Genomic DNA, 23184 nt, shown 5'->3' on the forward strand with positions numbered 1-23184 from the left:
CACGTGCGGGGGACGAGGAGGGCCGGTGTCCGGGACTACGCTGCCGACTGTGCGCACCCGACTGACCGACCTGGCTGCACAGGCCGGGGTGAGCACCGCGACGGTCTCCCGCGTGCTCAACGGCAAGCCGGGCGTCTCCCCACGAGCCCGTCAGGCGGTGCTGACCGCCCTGGACGTCCTCGGCTACGAGCGTCCCGAGAAGCTGCGGCTGCGGTCGGCCGGCCTCATCGGCCTGGTGGTCCCCGAGCTGACCAACCCGGTCTTCCCCGCGTTCGCCCAGGTGATCGAGACGATGCTCAGCGACCGCGGCTACACGCCGCTGCTGTGCACGCAGTCGCCGGGCGGCACCACCGAGGACCAGTACGTCGAGGTGCTCCTCGAGCACGGCGTCGACGGCATCGTGTTCGTCTCCGGCCTGCACGCCGACGCGTCCGCCAGCAAGGACCGCTACCACCGGCTGCGCGGCCGTGGCGTCCCGCTCGTCCTCGTCAACGGCTACGCCTCGGGCGTCGACGCGCCCGCGGTGTCCACCGACGACACCGCGGCGATGGACCAGGCGTTCCGCCACCTGCACTCCCTCGGCCATCGTGCGATCGGGCTCGCCGTCGGGCCCACGCGCTTCGTTCCTTCGCAGCGTAAGCGCGACGCCTTCGCCGCGCTCGCCGAGCAGCACCTCGGCGCCACGGACCTCGACACGCACGTCGTGTCCACCCTCTTCACCGTCGAGGGCGGGCACGCGGCCGCCACCCAGCTGTTCGCGTCGGGCCACACCGCCGTGATCTGCGGGTCGGACCTCATGGCGCTCGGCGCCGTGCGCGCCGCACGCGCCCTGGGGCTGCGCGTCCCCGAGGACGTCTCCGTGGTGGGCTTCGACGACTCCCCCCTCATCGCGTTCACCGACCCGCCCCTGACGACGGTGCGCCAGCCGGTCGCCGCCATGGGCCACGCCGCCGTCTCCGCGCTCGTCGCGGAGATCAGCGGCACGCGGGCGGCACGCGGTGAGCTCCTGTTCCACCCGGAGCTGGTCGTCCGCGGCTCGACCGGCAGCGCCCGTGCCGACGCGCACGCCACCGCCACGCACGTCGCCGCCCCCGCCGCGCGCTGACCCCACCGCGCGCCGGCCCGCGCGTCCGCGCGCCTCCGACGTCCCTCGTCGTCCCCACCGACCACAGCACCACGTCAGGAAGGCCCCCGTGACCCTCGAGACGCTTCCCACCGGGCTCGTCGCCCACCGCCCCGACACCGACGCGCAGTGGTGGCGCCACGCCGTCATCTACCAGGTCTACCCCCGGTCCTTCGCCGACGCGTCGGGCGACGGCATCGGTGACCTGCCGGGCGTCACCGCGCGCCTCGACCACCTCGTCGAGCTCGGCGTCGACGCCGTCTGGCTGTCCCCGTTCTACCGCTCGCCCCAGGCCGACGCCGGGTACGACGTCGCCGACTACCGCGACGTCGACCCGCTGTTCGGCACCCTGGCGGACGCGGACGCGCTCGTCGCACGCGCGCACGAGCTGGGCCTGCGCGTCGTCGTCGACCTCGTCCCCAACCACACCTCCGACGAGCACGTGTGGTTCCGGGCGGCCCTCGCGTCGGCGCCCGGGTCGCCCGAGCGCGCGCGCTACCACTTCCGCGAGGGCCGCGGCGAGCACGGTGAGCTGCCCCCGAACAACTGGGAGTCGGTCTTCGGCGGGCCCGCGTGGACGCGCACGACGCAGCCCGACGGCACGCCCGGGCAGTGGTACCTGCACCTGTTCGACTCCAAGCAGCCGGACCTCAACTGGGAGAACCCCGAGGTGCGGGCCGAGTTCGAGGACGTCCTGCGGTTCTGGCTCGACCGCGGCGTGGACGGGTTCCGCGTCGACGTCGCGCACGGCATGGTCAAGCAGGACGGCCTGCCGGACTGGGACGGCCACGTGGCGATGATCGACGGCAGCGACGACACGGACGCCGTGGCGGGCACCGGGAACCACGGCCCGATGTTCGACCAGGACGGCGTGCACGACATCTACCGGTCGTGGCGCCGCGTCCTGGACGCGTACGACGGCGACCGCGCGATGGTCGCCGAGGCCTGGGTGGAGCCGCTGTCCCGCCTCGCCCGGTACGTGCGCCCGGACGAGATGCACCAGGCCTTCAACTTCGCGTTCCTCGCCGCCGGCTGGCACGCGCCGTCGCTGCGTCGCGTCATCGACGCGTCCTTCGCCGCGAACGACGCGGTCGGCGCCCCCACGACGTGGGTGATGTCCAACCACGACGTGGTGCGGCACGCCTCCCGCCTGGGCCTCACGGACCCCACGCACCGCCCCAACGGCATCGGCGACGGTGACGAGCAGCCCGACGCCGTGCTGGGCCTGCACCGGGCTCGCGCGGCCTCGCTGCTCATGCTGGCGCTGCCCGGCTCCGCCTACGTCTACCAGGGCGAGGAGCTCGGGCTCCCGGACCACACCGCGCTCGACGACGACCTGCGTCAGGACCCCGCGTTCTTCCGTACCGGTGGCGCGGAGCGCGGCCGGGACGGCTGCCGCGTGCCGCTGCCCTGGGAGGGTGACGCGCCCGGCCTCGGCTTCTCGCCCACGGGCGCGACCTGGCTGCCGCAGCCGACCGCCTGGGCCGACCTGGCGGTGGACCGCCAGCGGGGCCGCGAGGGCTCGACGTACGAGCTCTACCGCGCCGCCCTGCGGCTGCGCCGTGCCGAGCGGCTCGGCGCCGGCGGCCTGCAGTGGCTGACGGAGCCCGCGGGCGAGCACGTGCTCGCGTTCCGCAACGGTGACGTCGTGGTGGTCGCCAACCTCGACGAGGCCGACGTCGAGCTCCCCCTGAGCGGTGAGGTGCTGCTCGCGTCCGGCCCGCTGCGCGACGGCGTGCTGCCGGCCGGCACGACGGTCTGGCTGCGCGCGGCCTGACCCGCGGCCTCGCCGACGGCCGGCGCCCCGTGGGCGACGGGCCGTCGGCGTCAGGCCAGGGTCGCGGCCACGGCGTGCTCGACGACGGCCGGCAGACCGCCCTCGCGGGCCCACGCCCGCTGCTCGTCGGCTCCCGTGCCGCGCCGCCACAGCCGCGCGAGGAGCTCCTGCACCGTGGCGAGGTCCCCGCTGTCCACCAGCGCCGGGCGCACGTGGTCGAGCAGCTGCGCCACCGCGTCCCGCGCCGGCACGGGTGTCATGGACGGCGGCAGCAGCAGGTCCCCGCCCAGCCCGGAGCGGGCTGCGCGCCACGTCGCGGCGCGCAGCGGCTCGACGCGGTCGTGCGTGGGCGCGACGCCGTCGGCCGCCTGCCGGGCCGCCGTCTCGACCAGCGCCCGGCACAGGGCCGCGACCAGCACCGCGTCGTCGGCGCGCAGGCACACGTCCGCGACCCGGATCTCGACCGTCGGGTACCGCGGCGAGAGCCGGGCGTCGAAGTACATCATCGCGGGGTCCAGCGCGACGCCCGAGGCGACCAGCCCGGCGACGGTCCGCCGGTAGGCCTCTGCCGTGCGGAAGGGCGCCGTCGGCCCCGCCGTCGGCCACCGGTTCCACATCTGCGACCGGATGGACGCGTAGCCCGTGTCCTCGCCGCGCCAGTACGGCGAGTTCGCGCTCAGCGCGAGCAGCACCGGCAGCCACGGGCCGACGCGGTCGAGCACCGCGACGCCCTCGTCGTCGTCCGCCACGGACACGTGCACGTGGCAGCCGCTGGTGAGCTGCTCACGGACCGTCAGCGCGTAGGCCTGCGCCATGGCCTCGTAGCGGGCGCCGTGCGACAAGGTCGTGGGCCCGACCATCGGCGACGTCGCCACGGCCACGAGCCGCCCGTCGGCCTGCAGCGCGGCGCCGGACGCCCGTGCGCGCCCCTCGCGGACCTCCGCCGCGAGGTCGTCGAGCTCGAGGCACGGATGGGTCCCCGTCTCGACCTGCTGCTCCTGCAGCTCCTTCTCCAGGCCGCCGCCGGGCTGCCCCTCGTCGGCGGCCTCACCGCCGCCACGCTCGTGCGCGCGCACCGCCGCGTCCGCCACACCTGTCGGGACGCCCTCGGCGTCGACCAGCAGGTACTCCTCCTCGACTCCCATGGTTCGCACGCGGTGCAGTCTGCAGGCACGCGGCGGGCGGCGCGCGTCGAGACGGGTGCGTCAGCCGCCGGAGACGGACAGCTCGGCCTCGTGCAGGTCGCGACGGAAGTCCTCGGACAGCTCGCGCGAGTCGAGCCACCCGTAGGGCAGGATCGGGCGCTTCGGCGAGCCGGCCCGGCCGCGCGGCCCCTCGGCCGCGTCCCCGGGGTACGGCTGGTCCAGGTCGAGCCGCGCGAGCAGGTCGTCCAGCTCGGCCAGCGAGGACACCAGGCCGAGCTGCGCCCGCAGCTCACCCCCGACGACGTACCCCTTGAGGTACCAGGCCATGTGCTTGCGCATCTCGCGCAGCGCCTTGGACTCGTCGCCGAAGTGGTCGACCATGAGCTCGGCGTGCCGTCGCACGACCTGGGCGACCTCGGCCAGCCCCGGGCGGATGCGCGCGTCCGACCCCGCGAACGCGGCCGCCAGGTCCGCGAACAGCCACGGGCGGCCCTGGCAGCCACGTCCCACGACGACCCCGTCGCACCCCGTGTGCGCGACCATCGCCACGGCGTCCTCGGCGGACCAGATGTCGCCGTTGCCCAGCACCGGGATGTCCGTGACGGCCTGCTTCAGGGTCGCGATCGCGTCCCAGTCGGCCGTGCCGGAGTAGTAGTCGGCGGCCGTCCGTCCGTGCAGCGCGACGGCGGCGACGCCGGCGTCCTGCGCGGTGAGCCCGGCCTCGACGTACGTCAGGTGGTCCTCGTCGATGCCCTTGCGCATCTTGACGGTCACGGGGACGCCGCCCGGGCGTGCGGCCTCGACCGCCGCCCGCACGATCGCGGCGAACAGGTCACGCTTCCAGGGCAGCACCGCTCCCCCGCCGCGACGCGTCACCTTCGGCACCGGGCAGCCGAAGTTGAGGTCGACGTGGTCGGCCCGGTCCTCCTCGACCAGCAGGCGCACGGCCGCGCCGACCGTGACCGGGTCCACCCCGTAGACCTGCACCGAGCGCGGCACCTCGTCCGGCTCGAACGCGATGATCCGGAACGACTCGGGGCTGCGCTCGACCAGCGCGCGGCTCGTGAGCATCTCCGCCACGTACAGCCCGGCCCCGGACTCCCGGCACAGCCGGCGGAACGCCGCGTTGGTGACGCCGGCCATGGGGGCGAGCACGACGGGCGTGTCGACGGTGATCGGGCCGATCCGCAGCGGGGGGAGCACCGGGGCCGGGGTGTCGTCGGAGGACGTGGCGGTGGGCAGCACGCGACCATTGTCGCCCGCGGACGACGGGCAGCGCCGCCGCCCACGGGCCCGCACCGTCCGCGCGGGCCCGCACGGCTCCGCACGCGGGGCGCACGGTAGCGTCCGGGCATGTCCCAGCGCCGCGTCCGGCAGCCGTCCGGGTGACCGCGCGCCCCGCCACGCAACCTGCGGCACCGGTCGTGCGTCTGACCGGTCGTGACGACGACACCCGTGCACCCGCCACCCGGTGACCCCGCCCCGGCCGACCGGACGGGCGAGTCGATCCCGGTGGTGCCCCGCCCGGCGTCCCCGCCACGCACCGCCCACGACGACGAGTTCACCGCCTTCATGCTCTCCGCGGGCCCCGACCTGCTGCGCACGGCGTGGCTGCTGGTCGGCGACGCCCACCGTGCCGAGGAGCTGACGCAGCAGGCGCTCGTCCGGACGTACGTCGCCTGGCCACGGGTTCGCGGCGGCAACCCCGCGGCGTACGCACGCCGGACGCTCGTCAACCTGCGCACCGACACCTGGCGGCGCCGCCGCCGTGAGGTCCTCACCTCCGACCTGCCCGACGCGGGCGCCGCGCCCGACCCGGGGCCGGACGACCGCGACGAGGTGGTGCGGGCGCTCGCGGGACTCACACCACGGCAACGGCGGGTGGTCGTGCTGCGCCACCTCGTCGGCCTGAGCGAGCAGGAGGTCGCCGACGACCTCGGCATCAGCGTCGGGACCGTCAAGTCGACGGCGTCCCGCGCGCTCGCGTCCCTGCGCAGCACCCTCGACCCCCACGACGACGGCGCACACGGCGCCGTGCCGTCCGCCGCCCGGAGGAGCCACCGATGAACCGCACCGCCGACGAGCTCACCGCCGCCCTGCACCGGGCCGCGTCCCGCGCGCCGCACATGTCGCTCGACCCCGTCGAGACCGTCCGGCTCGGGCGCCGCCGGGCCCGCACGCGGCGGGCCGGGGCGCTGGGGGGCGCCGCGGTGCTGGTGGTCGCCGTCGCGGTCGGGGCCAGCGCCCTGCCGGACCGCGCACCCACCCTGCCCGCGGCCCCGACCGACCTCGTCGCGTCGTCGGCGGCCGCCCCGCAGCCGACCCCGGACGTCGTCGCCCTCGCACCGACGCTCCGGGCCACCCGGTCCCCCGCCGCGACCACGTCGCCCGGCGGCACGACGTGGTGGCTCACCGGCCTGTCCGCGAGCGGTGAGCACCTCGTGCTCGGGGACGCGCCCGTGCGGTGGGGCACCCGGACGAGCGTCCCGTTCGCGGCGGGCGACCCGGGGTCCGACGCGGGCGTCGCCTCGCTGGAGCTCGAGTGGGACGCGCAGGCCGACGTGCGTGACCACGGCCCGGGCAACGGCTACCCCTCGCAGGCGTCGACGTCCCTGGGGGTGCCGGGCGACGCGCTCGAGATCACGATGGGTGCCGTCCCGGCCTGGATGCCCGGAGCCCGGGTGGCGCTGACCTTCTCGTACGGCGTCCCCGACGCGGACGGGGAGGTCCGCCACGTGGTCGAGCTCCCGACGTTCCCCGACCCCTCCGGCACCGGCGCGCAGCTCTACGCGGTCGCCGGCGACCCCTCGCTCCCCGACCTGACCGGGACCGTCCCGCGCGGCGGGTCCGTCTCGGGTGCGTCCTGGGTGGTGTTCGTCGGCGCCGACGGCTCGACCTACGTCAACGGGCTGCCCGTGACGCCCGGCCAGCTGGGCGTGTGGCTCGGCGAGGGCGCCGTGGACGAGGTCGTCGCGGAGCTCCGTGCGATGGGCGCCGCGCTCTGACGGGCGGGGGCACGGACCGCCGCCGGTTGCGGGCGAACACATGCCTTGCCGTGCATATGCCGATGGGCGCATGCTTCATGGATGAACGTGTTCGAGGCCGTGGTCGAACCGCGGCGCCGACAGATCCTCGACGAGCTGCGCGGTGGCGAGCGGGTCGTGAGCGACCTCGTCGACGCGCTCGGCGTCGCGCAGCCGAGCGTCTCCCAGCACCTGCGCACCCTGCGGACCGCCGGACTCGTCGACGTCCGCCCGGAGGGGCGCCTGCGCTGGTACCGGCTGCGACCGGCGCCGCTCGCAGAGCTCGACGCCTGGCTGCTCCCGTACCGCGAGGCATGGGCCGACACCTTCGACGCGCTCGCGGACCACCTCGACTCCCTGCCCGCCGACGCACCCGAGGAGCACCCGTGACCACCACCGACCCGCGGCTGGGCACCGTCCTGCGCGACGGCCCGCGACTCGGCCTGCGCTTCGTCCGCACCTTCCCCCACCCGCGGGAGACGGTGTGGGCCGCGCTGACCGAGTCCCGTCACCTGCGGCACTGGTTCCCCGCCGACCTCGTCGGCGAGCGGCACCCCGGCGCCCCGCTGCGCCTGCCGTTCTGGCCCGAGCACGTCACGCGCTACGGCATCGCCGAGCCGGTGGTCGAGGGCACCGTCGAGGCGTGGGAGCCGCCGTCCCGCGCCTCGTGGACCTGGGGCGGCGACCTGCTGCTCTTCGAGCTCGAGGAGGACGGCGACGGGACGCGGCTCACGTTCACGACCTGGCTGGCCAGGGCGTCCGGCGAGGACGCGGCCGGCACTGCGGCGGGCTACCACCTGTGCCTCGACCTGCTCGAGGACCTCCTCGCCGGCGCGCCGCGGCCGACCGCCGGGATCCCGGACGACGCCGAGGCCGCGATGCGCGCACGCTACCGGGGGGCCGTCGGCGGACCGTGACGGTGGACGACGCGGCGGCGGGCCCGGGCGCTGCTGCCCCCGGACCCGCGCCGCGTCGTGGGATCAGGCCCCGACGAGCCGCTGCGCCAGGTAGCCGGTCACCTGGTCGAGCGCGACGCGCTGCTGCGACATGTCGTCGCGGTGGCGGATCGTCACGGCCTGGTCCTCGAGGGTGTCGAAGTCGACCGTGATGCAGAACGGCGTGCCGATCTCGTCCTGGCGGCGGTAGCGGCGACCGATCGCGCCGGCGTCGTCGAACTCGACGTTCCAGCTCCTGCGCAGCTCGGCGGCGAGGTCGCGCGCCTTGGGGCTGAGCTGTTCGTTGCGCGACAGCGGCAGCACCGCCGCCTTGACCGGGGCGAGCCGCGGGTCGAGCTTGAGCACCGTGCGCTTGTCGACCCCGCCCTTGGTGTTGGGCGCCTCGTCCTCGGTGTAGGACTCGACGAGGAACGCCATGAGCGAGCGCGTCAGGCCGGCCGCGGGCTCGATGACGTACGGCACGTAGCGCTCGTTCTTGGCCTGGTCGAAGAACGACAGGTCCTGGCCCGAGTGCTCGGAGTGCGTGCCGAGGTCGAAGTCGGTGCGGTTGGCGATGCCCTCGAGCTCGCCCCACTCGCTGCCCGTGAAGCCGAACTTGTACTCGATGTCGACCGTGCGCTTGGAGTAGTGGGAGAGCTTCTCGGCCGGGTGCTCGTAGTGGCGCAGGTTGTCGCGGGCGATGCCCAGGTCGACGTACCAGTCGGTGCGCGTGTCGATCCAGTACTGGTGCCACGTCTCGTCGGTGCCGGGCTCGACGAAGAACTCCATCTCCATCTGCTCGAACTCGCGCGTGCGGAAGATGAAGTTGCCGGGGGTGATCTCGTTGCGGAACGACTTGCCGATCTGCCCGATGCCGAACGGCGGCTTCATGCGGGCGGCGGTGTAGACGTTCTTGAAGTTCACGAAGATGCCCTGCGCGGTCTCGGGCCGCAGGTAGTGCAGCCCGGACTCGTCCTCGACGGGGCCGAGGTAGGTCTTGAGCATCATGTTGAAGTCGCGCGGCTCGGTCCACTGGCCGCGCGTGCCGCAGCTCGGGCAGGCGATGTCACCGAGGCCGTTCTCGGGCGCGCGGCCCTTCTTCTCCTCGAACTCCTCCAGCAGGTGGTCCTCGCGGAACCGCTTGTGGCAGGACAGGCACTCGGTGAGCGGGTCGGTGAAGACGCCGACGTGGCCCGAGGCGACCCAGACCTGGCGCGGCAGGATCACGGAGGAGTCGAGACCGACGATGTCGTCACGGCTGGTGACCATCGCCCGCCACCACTGGCGCTTGATGTTCTCCTTGAGCTCGACGCCCAGCGGTCCGTAGTCCCACGCGGAGCGGGTGCCTCCGTAGATCTCGCCGCTCGGGAAGACGAACCCCCGGCGCTTGGCGAGGGAGACGACGGCGTCGAGACGGGAAGGTGTGGCAGCCACGGTGGGGTTCTCCTGGGTCGAGGGACCCGCGGCTGGGTGCCGCGGGGGCAACCTGACCAGGCTATCGGTCACCCGCGGGACCTCCGACCGGCACGGCACGCGGCGCGACGGCGCATGCTGTGTTGACAACGGTTCTCGTAAAGTTGAGAATGGATCTCATGTTCAGCCCGCCCCGTCGCGCCGTCGCGCTCGCCGCTGCGCTCGTCGCACCCCTGCTCGCGGTCTCGGCGTGCTCGTCGAGCGGCGGTGACGACGGCGCCGTGGACGTGCTGGCGTCCTTCTACCCGCTGCAGGTGGTGGCCCAGGAGGTCGGCGGCGACCGCGTCGACGTCGGCTCGCTGACCCCTCCCGGCGCCGAGCCGCACGACGTCGAGCTCTCCCCCGCCCAGGTGGCCTCCGTGGACGGCGCCGACCTGGTCGTGTACCAGTCGGGCTTCCAGCCGGCGGTGGACGACGCGCTCGCGCAGGCATCCCCGGAGCACGTCGTGGACGCGACCGACGTGGCCGACCTCACGACCCTGCGGGCCGACGAGGACGCCGACGGGCACACGGAGGACGACGGGCACGACCACGACGGTCCGGACCCACACTTCTGGCTCGACCCCACCCGCATGCCCGCCGTCGTCGACGCGGTGGCCGACGCCCTGACCGAGATCGACCCTGACGGCGCCGAGACCTACCGCGCCAACGCCGAGGCCCTGAACGCGCGCTTCGCCGCGCTCGACGAGGCCTACACGACCGGACTGGCGACGTGCGAGCAGCGGGTCTTCGTCACGTCCCACGAGGCGTTCGGCTACCTGGCACAGCGGTACGGCCTCGAGCAGGTCGGCATCTCCGGGATCGACCCCGAGAGCGAGCCGTCTCCGGCCCGCCTGCGCGAGGTCGGCGAGATCGTCGACGCCGAGGGCGTCACCACGATCTTCTTCGAGACGCTGGCCTCCCCCAAGGTCGCGCAGACGCTCGCGGCCGACCTGGGTGTCGAGGCCGCGGTCCTCGACCCGATCGAGGGCCTGGCGGACGACTCCCAGGACTACTTCTCGATCGCCGAGGCGAACCTCGACGCCCTGCGCGTGGCATTGTCCTGCTCGTGAACGCCATCGAGGCCTCCGACGTCCGGGTGACGCTCGGCGGCCAGCCCATCGTCCGCGGCGTCGACCTGACCGTCCCGACGGGCCAGGTGCTCGCGCTGCTCGGGGCCAACGGCTCCGGGAAGTCGACGCTGGTGCGTGCCCTGCTCGGCGTGGTGCCGCTGGCCGGTGGCACCGTCCGGCTGCTCGGGGAGCCGCTGGGACGTGCGGTCCCCTGGCGACGCGTCGGCTACGTGCCGCAGCGGATGGCCGCCGGCGGCGGGGTGCCCGCGACCGCGCTCGAGGTGGTGGTCTCGGGACTGCTGCACGGCCGCCGGCTGCGGCCGCCACGGGACAGCCACGCACGCGCCGCCGCGGCGCTCGAGGCGCTCGGCGTCGCCGACCTGCGCGACCGGCGTGTGCAGGAGATGTCCGGCGGCCAGCAGCAGCGGGTGCTCATCGCCCGCGCGCTGGTGCGCGAGCCCGCGCTGCTCGTCCTCGACGAGCCGACGTCCGGCATCGACCTGCCGACGCAGGAGTCGTTCGTGCGGGTGCTCTCGAGCCTGCGCGACGCGGGGACGACGGTCGTCGTGATCCTGCACGAGATCGGGTCGTTCGCACCGCTGATCGACCGGGCGGTCGTCCTGCGGCACGGCCGCGTCGTGCACGACGGCCCACCGCCGCCCGCCCGTGGTGAGCACGGCGATGCTGGCCACGACCACACGCATCCGCACGCGGACCCCGGCCCCCCGACGGACGGGCCCGACCTGACGCTGGAGGTGACCCGGTGACCGGGTGGGAGCAGGTGCTGGAGCTCCTCGGCTCCCCGCTCATGCAGCGCGCCCTGGTCGCGGCCGTGCTGGTCGGCGCCGCCGCGCCCGTCGTCGGGACATTCCTCGTGCAGCGCCGCATGGCGCTCATGGGTGACGGCATCGGCCACGTGGCCCTGACCGGGGTGGCGCTCGGGTGGCTCGTCGGCAGCTGGGCCGCCGTGTCACCGGCGGACGCGCTCGCCGTCCCCGGTGCGGTCGTCGCCGCGGTGGTCGGGTCCGTCGTCATCGAGCTCGTGCGCGAGCGCGGCCGCACGAGCGGGGACCTCGCGCTCGCGATCATGTTCTACGGCGGCATCGCCGGTGGCGTGCTGCTCATCAAGGTCGCGGGTGGCACCAACGCCAACCTCATGAGCTACCTGTTCGGGTCGATCTCGACGGTGTCGACCGGAGACCTGTGGTGGACCGCAGGGCTCGCCGTGCTCGTCCTGACGGTGGGCGTCGGACTGCGCTGGGCGCTGTTCGCGGTGAGCCACGACGAGGAGTTCGCGCGCGCCGGCGGCCTGCCGGTCCGCGCCCTGTCGATGCTGGTCGCGACCCTCGCAGCGCTCACGGTGACGATCTCCATGCGGGTGGTGGGGCTCCTCCTCGTCAGCGCCCTGATGATCGTGCCCGTCGCGGTCGCCCAGATCTACGCGCGATCCTTCGGGCGCACCATGGCCGCCGCGTGCGCGATCGGCGTCACGGTCAGCGTCACCGGGCTCGTCCTGACGTACTGGAACGACATCCCGCCGGGTGCCACCATCGTCGTGCTCGCGATCGTGCTGTACCTCGCGGCCGCGGTGGCGCACCCGCTGGTGGCGCGCCGACGAGCCGCGGACGACCCGCACCCGGACCTGTCGGACGACGTGCTCGTCCCGGCGACCGACGCCGCCTGTGCCGACGAGCCGTCTCGATCCCCGCACCGCGGAACCGTCGACAGGTAAGGCAAACCTCTGTTCCGGCGTACGATCGATCCGTGACCTCGACGCAGGTGCTGGCGGAGTACGGCCTCGACGGCCTGCCCGTCGCGGTCGCCCTGCTCTGCCTGTTCGGCATCGTCCTGGCACGCTCCCACCTCACGTACTGGGCCGGCCGCGGCGTCGCGCGGGGCGCACGGATCGAGGGTGGGCACCGGCGCGGTCCGCGCTGGTGGCAGCGCACCGTGGACAGGACGGCCCGGCTGGCCTCCACACCTTCGGCCCGGCGGGGCGTCGCGCTCGTGCACCGCTGGGGGCCCCTCGCGGTGACCCTCGCGTACGTGACCGTCGGCATCCAGACGGCCGTGTTCGCGGGAGCCGGCCTGCTGCGCATGCCCTACCTGCGCTTCACGCTCGCGTCGCTGCCCGGCGCGGTGATGTGGGCCGTCATCTGGGGCACCGTCGGGATCGGCGCCGTCTGGGGTGCGCTCGCGATCGCCGCCGGGTCGCCGTGGGGGCTGGCGGCGCTGTGCGCAGCGCTCGCGCTGGTCGCCACGCTCGTCGTCGTCAGCGCCCGCCGGAGGCGGCGCGGCGAGCCCCACCTGGCTGTGCCCGAGCCCCTGCCCGCGGAGGACCTGGCCGCCCAGCACCGCTGACCACGGCTCTGCACCGGCCGGACGGGCCGCGGGTGCGCTCACCCCGGGTGAGCCGGGGAGACGCAGAAGTGGTTGCCGTGCGGGTCGGTCAGCACCGTCCACGCGAAACCGTCGTCCATCGCGTGCTCGGCGACCTTCGAAGCCCCGGAGGCGACGAACCGCTCGACCCAGGCCGCGGGGTCGTCCACCCCCAGGTCCACGTGCACCCGGTTCTTCCCCGGGGTCGGGTCGTCGACCCGCTGGAACCCGAGCGCGGGCTGGCCCGGCGACGCCGGGAGCACCATGACGAACTCGTCGTCGTGCGCCTGCACCTCACCGCCGCTGTGGCTCGCCCACCAGTCGGCCAGCGCGCGTGCGTCGTGCGTGTCGAAGGTCACCATGCTCACGGTCAGTCCCATGCCCGCAACGTAGCGCCGACCGCCGACGTGAGCCGGACCCCGGCGCCCGCGACACGGTCAGCCCCGTGCGGGGGCGTCGACGGCACCGCCGTAGCGCCGGTCCCGTCGGGCGTACGTCTCGACCGCCCGCCACAGGTGCCGCCGGTCGACGTCGGGCCACGGCTCGTCGAGGAAGACCAGCTCGGCGTACGCCGACTGCCAGAGCATGAAGTTCGAGATGCGCTGCTCCCCCGACGACCGCAGGAACAGGTCGACGTCGGGCAGGTCCGGCTCGTCCAGGTACTTCTGCACGGTCTTCTCGGTGACGCGCTCGGGCTTGAGGCGCCCGGCTGCGACCTCCCGCGCGATGGCCTGCGCGGCGTCGGCGATCTCGGCGCGGCCGCCGTAGTTGACGCACATGGTCAACGTGCAGGTGGTGTTGTCGACCGTCTGCCGCTCGGCCGTCTCGAGCTCGTTGATCACCGACCGCCACAGGCGAGGGCGCCGCCCGGCCCACCGCACGCGCACGCCCCAGGAGTCCATGAGGTCGCGCCGCCGGCGCAGCACGTCCCGGTTGAAGCCCATGAGGAAGCGCACCTCGTCGGGCGAGCGGGACCAGTTCTCGGTCGAGAACGCGTACGCCGACACGTGCTGCACGCCGATCTCGATGGCCCCGGCGACGACGTCGAGGAGCGACGCCTCCCCCGCCCGGTGGCCCTCGACGCGCGGCAGCCCGCGCGCGTTGGCCCAGCGGCCGTTGCCGTCCATGACGACCGCCACGTGCCGCGGCACCAGCTCCCGCGGGATCTGCGGCGGGCGGGCGCCGGACGGGTGCGGGTAGGGCGGGACGATCTCGCGGGGCACGCCCACATCGTGCCACCCGCGGGCACCGGCACGGTGCGGGTCAGACGCGCTCGACCATCGGCAGCGAGCGCAGCCGCCGCTCGAGGTGGAACTGGCAGAACACCGCCACCAGGCCGTTGCCCTCCGCGCGGTGGCGCTCGGCGCTCGCGTCCGCGACCGCCCAGTCACCGGTGAGCAGCGCCGCGAGCAGCGTGAAGGTCTCGGGGGCCGGCGCCGCGGCGCCCGGCGGGCGGCACGCCCCGCACACGGCACCGCCCACGGGCGCGGCGAAGGCGTGGTGCGGTCCCGGCTCGCCGCAGCGGGCGCAGTCGGTGAAGCTCGGGGCCCAGCCGGCCACCGCCAGCGCCCGCAGCAGGTAGGAGTCGAGCACCAGCCCCGGGGCGTGCGCGCGCGTCGCCAGCGCACGCACGGCACCCACCAGCAGCCGGTACTGCTGCACCGACGGCTCGCGCTCGGCCTCGACGAGCCTCTCGGCGGTCTCCAGCATCACCGTGCCGACCGTGTACAGGGAGTAGTCCTCGCACACCTGGCGCCCGTACGACCCCAGCGTCTCGACCTGCGTGACGACGTCGAGGTTGCGCCCCGTGCTGAGCTGGACGTCCACGTGCATGAACGGCTCGAGGCGCGAGCCGAACCGCGACGTCGTCCGGCGCACACCCTTGCCGACGGCGCGCACCTTGCCGTGCTCACGCGTCAGGAGGGTGACGATGCGGTCGGCCTCACCCAGCTTGTGGGTGCGCAGCACGATCGCCTCGTCGCGGTAGAGGCTCACGGGGCCATTGTCCCCCGTGCCGCCGACACCACCGCCCGACGCGCGGCGCCCGCCGTCAGCGCTCGTGCCGGTTGACCGCCGAGACGAGCGCCTTGAGCGACGCGGTCGTGATCGACGGGTCGATCCCGACGCCCCACAGGATGTCGTCGCCGATGGCGCACTCGACGTACGCCGCCGCGGTGGCGTCGCCGCCCGCCGACAGCGCGTGCTCGGCGTAGTCCAGCACCGCGATGTCCACGCCCGTCGAGCGCAGCGCGGCGACGAACGCCGCGACCGGCCCGTTGCCCGTGCCGCGCAGCGTCTTGGCGACGCCGCGGTCCACGAGGTCGACCTCGAGCGTGTCCTGGCCGCCCTCGGTGCTCGTGGCGCGCGTGCCGCGCAGCGCGAACCGGCCCCAGGGCTCCAGCGGCCCGTCCGGAGCCGCCGGCAGGTACTCGTCGCTGAAGATCGACCACAGGTCGTCGGCCGTGACCTCGGTGCCGTGCTGGTCCGTGTGCCGCTGGACGACCTGCGAGAACTCGATCTGCAGCCGGCGGGGCAGGTCCAGGTCCTTCTCGGACTTGAGCAGGTAGGAGATCCCGCCCTTCCCGGACTGCGAGTTCACCCGGATGATCGCCTCGTACGACCGGCCGACGTCCTTGGGGTCGATCGGCAGGTAGGGCACCGCCCACTCCACGTCGTCGACGCTCCTGCCGGTCGCGGCCGCCCGCGCCTCCAGCGCGTCGAGCCCCTTCTTGATCGCGTCCTGGTGCGAGCCGGAGAACGCCGTGAAGACGAGGTCCCCGCCGTACGGGTGCCGCTCGTGCACGGGCATCTGGTTGCAGCGCTCGACCGTCCGGCGGATGCGGTCGATGTCGGAGAAGTCGATCTGCGGGTCGACGCCCTGGCTGAACAGGTTCATGCCCAGGGTCACCAGGTCGACGTTGCCGGTGCGCTCCCCGTTGCCGAACAGGCAGCCCTCGATGCGGTCGGCACCGGCCAGGTAGCCCAGCTCGGCCGCCGCGACCGCGGTGCCGCGGTCGTTGTGCGGGTGCAGGGACAGCACCACGGACTCGCGGTACCGCAGGTGCCGGCTCATCCACTCGATCGAGTCGGCGTAGACGTTCGGCGTCGCCATCTCGACCGTCGCCGGCAGGTTGATGATGACGGGACGCTCGGGCGTGGGCTCCAGCACGTCGAGCACCGCGTTGCAGATCCGCACGGCGTACTCCAGCTCCGTGCCGGTGTACGACTCGGGGCTGTACTCGTAGAGGACCTCGGTGTCCGGGACCATCTCCTCGTACTTCTTGCAGAACCGCGCGCCGGAGACCGCGATGTCCGTGATGCCGTCCTCGTCGGAGCGGAACACGACCTCCCGCTGCAGGACCGACGTCGAGTTGTAGAGGTGCACGATCGCCTGCTTGGCGCCCGCGATCGCCTCGTACGTGCGCTCGATGAGGTGCTCACGCGCCTGGGTCAGCACCTGGATGACGACGTCGTCCGGGATGCGTCCCTCGTCGATCAGCATCCGGACGAAGTCGAAGTCCGTCTGGGAGGCCGAGGGGAAGCCGACCTCGATCTCCTTGAACCCCATGTCGACCAGCAGCTCGAACATCTCGAGCTTGCGGGCGGCGTTCATCGGCTCGATGAGGGCCTGGTTGCCGTCCCGCAGATCGACCGCGCACCAGCGCGGCGCCTGCGTGATGCGACGGTCGGGCCACGTGCGGTCCGGCAGGTCGACCGTGATCTGCTCGTGGAACGGGCGGTACCGGTGGACCGGCATGCCGGAGGGCCGCTGGGGGTTGCGCTCGCTGCGGGGTGCCGGGGTGATCGGCGCCTGCGTGATCGGGGTGTGGCTGCTCATCGGTCATCCTTCGTCGCGGGTGTCGGCGGGCTCAGCCGGGCACGACACACACCGCGACGAGGGGCCGGCCTAGAGGGCCTCGTCGCGGCGACGAAGGAGCAGCGAGCGTACGCGCACGGGATGACCCTACCCCCGTCCGGACCCCGTCCCGCAACCCCTGCCGCCCGCGGGCGAGCCTCAGCCGAGGACGAGGACCTCGGTGGCGGTCACCGCGACGACGTGACCGCCGACGGCCGCCACCGCGTCCGCGCCGGCCGGCAGCGCGACGCGCCACGCCTCGACGCCGTCGCGCAGGCCGCGGGCGACGAGGACCAGGCCGTCGTCCTCCTCGGCCTGCGCGACCAGCACGTGCAATCCGTCCGTCAGCGGCCGCGACCGCAGCTCCGCGGCGAGCTCCTGCTCCCACAGCAGACGGCCGTCGGACACGCTGACCGCCCCGACCGAGGCACCGCCGCGCAGCACCGCGACGCCGTCCACCACCGCGACCGGGGTCATCGACGTCGGCAGCGACCACGCGGTCGCGCCGTCCCGTGCGGAGACCGCGAGCAGCCGGTTGCCGGCGTCGACGAGCAGGCCGTCGAGGGACCCGTCCCCCACCACCGGGACCGGCAGGGCCGGCACGGTGGCCCGCACCGTGCCGTCGGCGTCGCGCAGCTGGCCCTCGAGGCCCGACGACCACGTGGCGTACCCGCCGCCGGGCAGCGCGCCGACGAGGATCTGGCGCCCCGGCGGTCCCTGTTCGAGCACGCGTCCCGTGCGGGAGTCGAGCACGGCCGTGGACTGCGCGAGGAGGGCGACGACGTCACCGCCGGCCCGCAGCGTGGGCATCGGCCGCACGCCACCGCGGTCGACGAGCGGCCCGGGCGAGGTCCACGACCAGCGCACGGTCCCGTCGGACGCGTCACGGCGCTCGACGAGCACGCGGCGGTCCGGGAGGGCCGTCGCGACGACCACGGCGTCCTCGTGGCGCACGATGCCCAGCACCTCGCTCTCGATCTGCCACGCGCCGCGCTCGGCGCCGTCCGCCGGGTCCAGCGCGACGATGCGTGTCGCCGGTCGGCCCGCGTCGAGCGCGTCGGGCTGCTCCCAGGCGCACAGCAGGTCGGCCGTGACCTCGGCGGCCCCCTCGCACGTCACCGCCACGGATCCGTACCCGGCTCCCACCGCCCCCACGACCGGCACCTGCCACCTCACGGCACCCGAGGCCGGGTCGTGGGAGCCGACCGCCCACCGCTCGTCGACCTGCGAGACCGTCACGATCGCCCCGCGCGCGGCCGTCACCGGGGTCGGCCCCCGCACGGGCGCGCGCCACAGGACCGTCGGCGCCGACTCGAGCGGTCGCACGAGGCCGGGAAGGCCGGCGAGCAGGTCGGCACGTGCACGCGCTGCGCGCTCGGTCACGACCGTGGCGACGGCACCGGCGGCGACGACGACCGCGAGGGCACCCGCCGCCCAGGGCCACCAGCGGCGGGCGGGCCCGTCCGGTCCAGTCGACCCGTCGTCGCGCCAGGCTCCGGCGCGCGACGGTGCACTGGTCGACCGTGGACCGGTGTCGTCCCCGTCGACCAGCTCGACCGGCCGCATCCGCGAGGCCGGGCGCCCGGCACCCATGGCCTGAGACTAGGCCACGGGCGAGCGGGGCGGGCCGCTCGTCAGACCCACTGCACGAGCTGCCACACGAGCCCGTTCGGGTCGGAGAACTGGCAGTACCGCTCACCCCACGGCTCGGTCTCCGGCGGGGTGACCACCTGTGCGCCCGCGGCGCTGATGCGCGCGAACTGGGCGTCGACGTCCTCCACGACGAAGGCGAGGAGCAGGCCCTGGCCTGCGGGCCCCGCGATCCGCGCGGGCTTGAACGTCGGCAGGCCGGTCCGCAGCAGCGCCAGGTTGTAGCCGGCGTCCGGGTGGGTGAGGGCGATGAAGCCGTCGGCCGACATCTCCTCGGTGAAGCCGAGGTGCGTGCGGGCGAAGTCGGCCGACGCCGCCGGGTCGGGGACGTTCAGGGACACGGCGGATCCGAGGATGCGCACGCCGATCTCCTCTCGAAGGTATCTTGTACGACGTACAACGTAACCGCCCGCGAGTTGTTCCCGGAAGGCGCCATGGCCAACCACCTCGTCGACCTCCTGTGGCGCGACCACCCCGGCGCGCCCGACGGCGGCACACGCGGCCCGCGCCCCAAGGTGTCGACGTCGCAGGCCGTCGACGAGGCCATCCGGCTCGCCGACGACGGCGGGCTCGCCGCGGTGACGGTCCGGCGGCTGGGCGCACGCCTGGGGATCGCGCCCAACGCCGTCTACACGCACGTCGGGTCCCGGGACGACCTGCTCGTGCTCATGGCCGACACGGTCCGGGCGCGCCGAGCGCCCCGGCCCTACGCCACCGACGACTGGCGCGGGCGGGTGCGGCACGTCGCCGAGGCGGAGCTCGCCCTGTACGACGCGCACCCGTGGCTCGTCGACGTGACCGATCAGCGCACCGCGTTCGGCCCCGGCACGATCGCCGCGTACGACCAGCAGCTCCATGCGCTCGACGGCACGGACCTGACCGACGTCGACCGGGACGCCGCGCTGACGTTCGTCACCGACTTCGTCCGCGCGGCCGCCCGCGCCCGCCGCCCCGACCCGCAGGCGGTCGACATGGCGGCGTCGTGGGAGGCGTGGGGCGGACGCCTGGCCGGGTACGTCGGCGACCGGTACCCGCTCGCGCGGCGCGTGGGTGCGGCCGCGGGCGCGGCGATGGACGCCCCGTACGACGCCGAGCACGCCTGGCGCTTCGGCCTCGACCGGGTCCTCGACGCCCTGTCCGCCCTCGTCGGGCGCGGCACGGGCCTCCCCTAGCCGCGCTCGGCGCCCCCGGCGGCCGCGGGCACCGCCAGCACCCGCAGCGAGCGGTCACCGAACACGACGACCGCCCCCTCGCGCAGCCGCACCGGGTGGTCCACCCGGCACACCACCTGCGCACCGTCCGGCAGGGTCACGACGGTGCCGTTGGTCGAGCCGCGGTCGACCACCCAGGAGCCCCCGCGCGGGTCCACCGCCAGCTGCAGGTGCGTCTTGGACACCGAGCGCGACTGATCGACGACGCGGACCACCTGCACGTCGGGCCCCGGTGAGGGGTTGCGGCCGACCAGCGCCAGCCGCTCGACCGTGACCACGCGACCGTCGTCCAACGCCACCCGCAGGCCCTGCGCCGTTCCGGTGCGGGGCGCCGGGACCACGTCGGTCCGCGGCGCGGCGGGGCGGGTCAGCTCGAGCTCGGGTGCCAGCCCGAACGCCAGGGTCGGCGTCGCGCGCACCAGGGGGATCGCCCGGGTGTCCAGGTCGGGGGCGGCACGCTGCGGGTGCAGCGGCGCGAGCACCAGGCCGGCCGCGGGCGTCGGCGGCGCCGCGGGGTGCCGGGGCGCGGGCAGGTCCGCGCGGACCGCTGCCGGTCCCCCGGGCTGCCGGCCGGCGGGCGCCGTGTCGCGCGACGCGGCGGGTCCCGCGCCCGCGCGCGCCGCCGCCCTGCCCGCGGGCACCCGCTGCGCGGACGCGACGTGGGCGCGGGCCCCGGCTGCGTGGCCCGCGCGCAGGACCTCGGCGTCGACGGCACGGTCGTGCCAGCCACGACGCCGGCCGGTCCGGTCGAGGAGCGGCGAGAGCAGCACGACGTACTGGCCCAGCCCGCAGGCGAGCACGCCGACCGCCACGACCACACCGCGCACCAGCACGCGCCAGGGCCCGATCGGGCGACGGCTGTGGACGTCGACCGTCCGGACACCCAGCACGCGCCGGCCGACCGTCCAGCCGTACCGGCCGTGCACGAGCCACTGCGCGACCGTGACCGCGAGCGTGAGGAGCGCGCACGCGGCGAGCAGCGGCCCTGGCACGCCGGGGGCCGGGACCGCGGACGCGGCGCCGGCGTCCGCCGCGGCCAGGGCGGCGCGCGCCGCGGCGGTGACCAGGACACCGCCACCGAGCAGCAGCACGAGCACCTGGTCGAGCAGGACCGCGAGGAACCGCCGGCCGAGGCCGGCCGGTCGGTCGTCGGGAGCTGTCGCGGGTCGGGCGGTCATCGCTCACCTCGGCGGGCTCGGCGGGTACGGACGGATGGGGTCGGTGACGGCGGTTCCGGTCGCGGCCGGGCGCCGCGAGGCGCGCGGCGCTGCCGTGCCGGGCTGCGCAGCGACACCCACGAGGCCCGGGTGCGCACCCGACGGCGCCACGGCAGGGTCCGGCGCAGCGCACCGACGGTCGCGTCGACGTCGGCCCAGTAGGCCTCCACCTCGGACCTGTCGGGCACGCCTGCCGCGAAGACGGCGCGGTCCGCGCGGCGCGCGAGCGCGTCGACGCGCGCCGCGACCGCGGGGTGCCCCACGGCGATCGTCGCCGTCCACGTCCGTGCCGCCTCGCGCCGCGTGGCCGCGGCCGGGGGCGCGCCCCCCATGTCGCGCGCGGTGTCGACGACCTCGTCCCAGCCGCCCGCGACACGGCGCACCGGGTCGGCCGCGCGTCGGCGCCGCCGGCGCCGCCGCGCCTTGAGCGCGAGCACCACGAGGACGGGCGACAGCAGCACCAGGAGGGCGCCCAGACCCACCCCGGTCCACGCGGCGACACGGAGCCACAGGGCGAGCCCGGAGTCGTCCTGCGCGGGGTCCTCGGTCTGCGGCTGCTCGGTGTCGTCCTCGGGCGGGGTGACGCGGTCCGGGGGCAGTGCGGGCGGCTGCACGACCTGCGGCTGCGGGTCCGTGTCCGTCTCCTCCTGCTCCTGCTCGGGCGTCCGCGAGCGTGGCGGCGTGACGTCGAACGGCACCCAGCCGTGCCCCGCGAACGCGACCTCGACCCAGGCCTGCACGTCCCGTCCGCGGATCTGCACCGCGCCGTCCTCGTCCGTCGGCACGACGGCCTCGCCGTCGCTCTCCTCGTCGTCCCCGGACCCGGGCACGAACCCGAGCACGACACGCGCCGGCAGGCCCCTCTCCTGGAGCATCAGCGCCGCCGCCGCCGCGTACTGCTCGCCGTCGCCGACCATCAGCTCGCCGGCCAGCAGGTCCGCGAGGCGCGCCGCACCGTGCCCCGACAGCGACGGGTGGTCGCCCGCGTCGGTCAGTCCGTGGCTGAAGTAGCCCTGCTCGGCGAGGTGCGTCGTGATCGCGTCGGCCACCTGCACAGGCGTCCCCGCGTCGCGCGCGATGTCGGCGGCAGCGACGGAGACCGCCTGCGGCAGGCCGACGGGCCGCGGCTGCGCGACGCCGCCGGCGCCGGAGCCGCCGATGGCGTCGAGGTCGGGCACGTCCGGCACCACGACGTCGAGCTCGTACGTCATGCCCTCGCGCACGCCCGACGTGACGACCGCCGCTCCCGTGGCGTCGTTGAACCGCAGGTCCCCCGAGGCGCGACCCAGGTCGATGGACCTCGCGTGCCCGACCGTCGGCAGCCACACGCCCTGCAGGGCGCCGACCGTGACCTCGACGCGCGCCGACGTCCCCCGGACGGGCACGTCGAGCCGGTCGCCCACGCGCCGGAACTCCCCGGACGCCTGCGCGGACCCGTCCCCCGCGACGTTGAACACCACGCCGTCGTACCGGTCGAAGGTCGCCAGCCGCACGCGCCCACCCTGCGGCAGCCCGTCGACGGTCATGAGCACCGTGTCGTCCATCTTCACCAGACGACGGAACGACGCCAGCGGGCTCGGGTAGTCGCGCGGGTCGAACGGCGGCACGATCTCGTCGCGGACCACGACCCGCGGCTGGTCCGCCGCGACGAGCGGACCGCCGACGACGCCGCCGCCGAGGGCCACCGCGGCCAGCGCCGCGGTCGCCACCACGCGCCGCGGCCGCCACGCCCCCGTGCGCCAGGCCGCCCACGTCAGCCCCACCAGGGCGAGCGCCGTCCCGGCCACGGCGGGCGGCACCGGAGGGGTGCGCGTGCCCAGCACGATCGCACCGACCAGCACCAGCACCGGCACGCCGGCGGCGAGCGTCGCGACAGCCGCCCGGCGGACCCGCAGCGTGAGCGAGAGGGCCGCAGCCGTCCCGACGAGCGCGAGCAGGAACGCCGCGACCAGCAGCGTCCCTCCCGTCCCGACCGGCGGCTGCAGCGTGAGCACCTGCTTCCACGTCGAGGCGGCACCGCGCGCCAGCGCGAGCAGCGTCTGCGGCGTCGGCACCACGCCGGCGACCGTGGTCGTCGGCGCGGCGAGCGCACCGCCCGCCAGCACGTACGCACCGATGAGCACCGCGACGACGACGAGCGCCGACCAGCGCCGGAGCGCGCCGACCACCACGACCGCCGCCCCGAGCACCATGCCGCCGAGCAGCGCCGGCAGCACCGCCGACGTCCCGTAGACCGGCAGGAGCGGCGTCAGCGCCAGCCCCACGAGCACGACCAGCACCAGGACGTCGCGCACGGCGTCCGCCGGCTCGCGCACCCCGATCCGCTGCCCGGGCCTCATCGTG

General features: G+C 75.1%; 22 protein-coding genes. 11 read left to right on the forward strand and 11 right to left on the reverse strand.

Features of this window, described 5'->3' with window-relative positions:
• Positions 1 to 49 precede the first annotated feature (49 nt).
• Both NP075_RS11445 and NP075_RS11450 read left to right on the forward strand, forming a co-directional pair.
• Entirely contained in the window at positions 50 to 1105 is a 1056-nt protein-coding gene (locus tag NP075_RS11445; protein WP_227563334.1) for a LacI family DNA-binding transcriptional regulator, read from the forward strand.
• Positions 1106 to 1193: 88 nt separating this feature from the next.
• A complete protein-coding gene (locus tag NP075_RS11450; RefSeq protein ID WP_227563335.1) occupies positions 1194 to 2900 on the forward strand; it encodes a glycoside hydrolase family 13 protein in 1707 nt (568 codons plus the stop codon).
• A 50-nt stretch (positions 2901 to 2950) separates the two neighbouring features.
• Here NP075_RS11450 and NP075_RS11455 read toward each other — a convergent pair whose 3' ends face one another.
• Entirely contained in the window at positions 2951 to 4045 is a 1095-nt protein-coding gene (locus tag NP075_RS11455) for a carboxylate-amine ligase (protein ID WP_227563353.1), read from the reverse strand.
• 60 nt (positions 4046 to 4105) lie between these two features.
• The gene (dusB, locus tag NP075_RS11460) at positions 4106 to 5287 is read right to left on the reverse strand and encodes a tRNA dihydrouridine synthase DusB (protein ID WP_227563354.1); all 1182 of its coding nucleotides are present in this window, start codon (positions 5285 to 5287) and stop codon (positions 4106 to 4108) included.
• Between the two features lie 198 nt (positions 5288 to 5485).
• Between dusB and NP075_RS11465 the strand changes: the two genes are divergently transcribed.
• The 4 genes from NP075_RS11465 to NP075_RS11480 all read left to right on the forward strand — a co-directional run bounded on the left by NP075_RS11465 (position 5486) and on the right by NP075_RS11480 (position 7985).
• Complete coding sequence (locus NP075_RS11465) at positions 5486 to 6112, forward strand: SigE family RNA polymerase sigma factor (RefSeq protein ID WP_227563336.1); 627 nt, start codon at positions 5486 to 5488, stop codon at positions 6110 to 6112.
• A complete protein-coding gene (locus tag NP075_RS11470) occupies positions 6109 to 7050 on the forward strand; it encodes a hypothetical protein (protein ID WP_227563337.1) in 942 nt (313 codons plus the stop codon). The genes NP075_RS11465 and NP075_RS11470 overlap by 4 nt, the downstream gene beginning before the upstream one ends.
• A gap of 81 nt (positions 7051 to 7131) precedes the next feature.
• On the forward strand, positions 7132 to 7458 hold the full coding sequence (locus NP075_RS11475) for an ArsR/SmtB family transcription factor (protein ID WP_227563338.1): 327 nt from the start codon (positions 7132 to 7134) through the stop codon (positions 7456 to 7458).
• A complete protein-coding gene (locus NP075_RS11480) occupies positions 7455 to 7985 on the forward strand; it encodes an SRPBCC domain-containing protein (protein WP_227563339.1) in 531 nt (176 codons plus the stop codon). Before NP075_RS11475 ends, NP075_RS11480 begins: the two co-directional genes overlap by 4 nt.
• Before the next feature lie 63 nt (positions 7986 to 8048).
• Here the strand turns inward: NP075_RS11480 and NP075_RS11485 are convergent, their stop codons facing one another.
• Positions 8049 to 9437 carry a glycine--tRNA ligase gene (locus NP075_RS11485; protein ID WP_227563340.1) on the reverse strand — a complete coding sequence of 463 codons (1389 nt, stop codon included), beginning with the start codon at positions 9435 to 9437 and terminating at the stop codon, positions 8049 to 8051.
• 158 nt (positions 9438 to 9595) lie between these two features.
• Here NP075_RS11485 and NP075_RS11490 point away from each other — a divergent pair, with 158 nt between their 5' ends.
• Genes NP075_RS11490 through NP075_RS11505 form a run of 4 tightly spaced genes read left to right on the forward strand, consistent with a single transcriptional unit; the run spans position 9596 to position 12889 of the window.
• On the forward strand, positions 9596 to 10528 hold the full coding sequence (locus tag NP075_RS11490) for a metal ABC transporter substrate-binding protein (protein WP_227563341.1): 933 nt from the start codon (positions 9596 to 9598) through the stop codon (positions 10526 to 10528).
• Positions 10525 to 11295 (forward strand): metal ABC transporter ATP-binding protein, encoded by a 771-nt coding sequence (locus NP075_RS11495; protein WP_227563342.1) that lies wholly within the window; start codon positions 10525 to 10527, stop codon positions 11293 to 11295. Before NP075_RS11490 ends, NP075_RS11495 begins: the two co-directional genes overlap by 4 nt.
• Positions 11292 to 12260, forward strand: coding sequence for a metal ABC transporter permease (locus NP075_RS11500; RefSeq protein WP_227563343.1), 969 nt, complete (start codon positions 11292 to 11294; stop codon positions 12258 to 12260). Before NP075_RS11495 ends, NP075_RS11500 begins: the two co-directional genes overlap by 4 nt.
• Positions 12261 to 12292: 32 nt before the next feature.
• Positions 12293 to 12889 carry a DedA family protein gene (locus NP075_RS11505; protein ID WP_227563344.1) on the forward strand — a complete coding sequence of 199 codons (597 nt, stop codon included), beginning with the start codon at positions 12293 to 12295 and terminating at the stop codon, positions 12887 to 12889.
• Positions 12890 to 12927: 38 nt separating this feature from the next.
• Here NP075_RS11505 and NP075_RS11510 read toward each other — a convergent pair whose 3' ends face one another.
• The 6 genes from NP075_RS11510 to NP075_RS11535 form a co-directional block, all read right to left on the reverse strand.
• The gene (locus NP075_RS11510; protein WP_227563345.1) at positions 12928 to 13287 is read right to left on the reverse strand and encodes a VOC family protein; all 360 of its coding nucleotides are present in this window, start codon (positions 13285 to 13287) and stop codon (positions 12928 to 12930) included.
• 57 nt (positions 13288 to 13344) lie between these two features.
• The gene (locus NP075_RS11515; RefSeq protein WP_227563346.1) at positions 13345 to 14130 is read right to left on the reverse strand and encodes an isoprenyl transferase; all 786 of its coding nucleotides are present in this window, start codon (positions 14128 to 14130) and stop codon (positions 13345 to 13347) included.
• Between the two features lie 40 nt (positions 14131 to 14170).
• Positions 14171 to 14902, reverse strand: a complete 732-nt coding sequence (gene recO, locus NP075_RS11520; RefSeq protein ID WP_227563347.1) for a DNA repair protein RecO — start codon at positions 14900 to 14902, stop codon at positions 14171 to 14173.
• A gap of 55 nt (positions 14903 to 14957) precedes the next feature.
• Positions 14958 to 16745: a 2-isopropylmalate synthase gene (gene leuA, locus NP075_RS11525; protein ID WP_227563348.1), complete on the reverse strand. Its 1788-nt coding sequence runs from the start codon at positions 16743 to 16745 to the stop codon at positions 14958 to 14960.
• A 177-nt stretch (positions 16746 to 16922) separates the two neighbouring features.
• Positions 16923 to 18356, reverse strand: coding sequence for an outer membrane protein assembly factor BamB family protein (locus tag NP075_RS11530; protein ID WP_227563349.1), 1434 nt, complete (start codon positions 18354 to 18356; stop codon positions 16923 to 16925).
• A gap of 41 nt (positions 18357 to 18397) precedes the next feature.
• Entirely contained in the window at positions 18398 to 18775 is a 378-nt protein-coding gene (locus tag NP075_RS11535) for a VOC family protein (protein WP_227563350.1), read from the reverse strand.
• Between the two features lie 72 nt (positions 18776 to 18847).
• Here NP075_RS11535 and NP075_RS11540 point away from each other — a divergent pair, with 72 nt between their 5' ends.
• Entirely contained in the window at positions 18848 to 19585 is a 738-nt protein-coding gene (locus NP075_RS11540) for a TetR/AcrR family transcriptional regulator (RefSeq protein ID WP_227563351.1), read from the forward strand.
• On the opposite strand, the gene NP075_RS11545 is transcribed toward NP075_RS11540, so the two are convergent.
• Together NP075_RS11545 and NP075_RS11550 are read right to left on the reverse strand one after the other, a co-directional pair.
• Complete coding sequence (locus NP075_RS11545; RefSeq protein ID WP_256791003.1) at positions 19582 to 20802, reverse strand: RDD family protein; 1221 nt, start codon at positions 20800 to 20802, stop codon at positions 19582 to 19584. The genes NP075_RS11540 and NP075_RS11545 overlap by 4 nt on opposite strands.
• Entirely contained in the window at positions 20799 to 23180 is a 2382-nt protein-coding gene (locus NP075_RS11550; RefSeq protein ID WP_227566546.1) for a transglutaminase-like domain-containing protein, read from the reverse strand. The genes NP075_RS11545 and NP075_RS11550 overlap by 4 nt, the downstream gene beginning before the upstream one ends.
• Positions 23181 to 23184: the final 4 nt, after the last annotated feature.

The sequence above is a fragment of the Cellulomonas wangsupingiae genome, assembly GCF_024508275.1.
In the GTDB taxonomy this organism is placed as follows: Bacteria; Actinomycetota; Actinomycetes; order Actinomycetales; family Cellulomonadaceae; genus Cellulomonas; species Cellulomonas wangsupingiae.